At 51.3% G+C, this 840-nt stretch carries 1 rRNA gene; it reads left to right on the top strand.

The features are described from left to right. Positions 1 to 840 (top strand): 23S ribosomal RNA (locus tag ACTXGL_RS14075); the annotation flags it as partial.

Below are 840 nucleotides of genomic sequence, written 5' to 3'. Positions count from 1 at the left end.
ATAGACCCGAAACCGAGTGATCTATCCATGAGCAGGTTGAAAGTGCCGTAACAGGCACCGGAGGACCGAACCCACTGTCGTTGAAAAGCCAGGGGATGACTTGTGGATAGGGGTGAAAGGCTAATCAAACTCGGTGATAGCTGGTTCTCCCCGAAAGCTATTTAGGTAGCGCCTCGGACGAACACCATTGGGGGTAGAGCACTGTTTCGGCTAGGGGGTCATACCGACTTACCAAACCGATGCAAACTCCGAATACCGATGAGTGATATCCGGGAGACACACAGTGGGTGCTAACGTCCATTGTGGAGAGGGAAACAACCCAGACCGCCAGCTAAGGCCCCAAATTCCTAGTTAAGTGGGAAACGAGGTGGGAAGGCATAGACAGCTAGGAGGTTGGCTTAGAAGCAGCCATCCTTTAAAGAAAGCGTAATAGCTCACTAGTCGAGTCGGCCCGCGCGGAAGATGTAACGGGGCTCAAACTAGGAGCCGAAGCTGCGGATTTGAATTTGTTTTCAAGTGGTAGGGGAGCGTTGTGTAAGCCTGTGAAGGTGTGTTGTAAAGCATGCTGGAGGTATCACAAGAGCGAATGCTGACGTGAGTAACGATAATGCGAGTGAAAAGCTCGCACGCCGGAAGATCAAGGGTTCCAGTCCAACGTTAATCGGGGCTGGGTGAGTCGACCCCTAAGGCGAGGCCGAAAGGCGTAGTCGATGGGAAATCGGTTAATATTCCGATACTTGTTTATAATGCGATGGAGGGACGGAGAAGGTTATGTCAGCCTGGCGTTGGTTGTCCAGGTGAAAGGATGTAGGTTTATAGCTTAGGTAAATCCGGGCTATT

The organism is Psychrobacter sp. T6-6, from assembly GCF_052258185.1.
Classification (GTDB): domain Bacteria; phylum Pseudomonadota; class Gammaproteobacteria; order Pseudomonadales; family Moraxellaceae; genus Psychrobacter.
The sequence above is the reverse complement of the archived record's forward strand: the minus strand, read 5'-3'. Positions and strand labels throughout refer to the sequence as shown.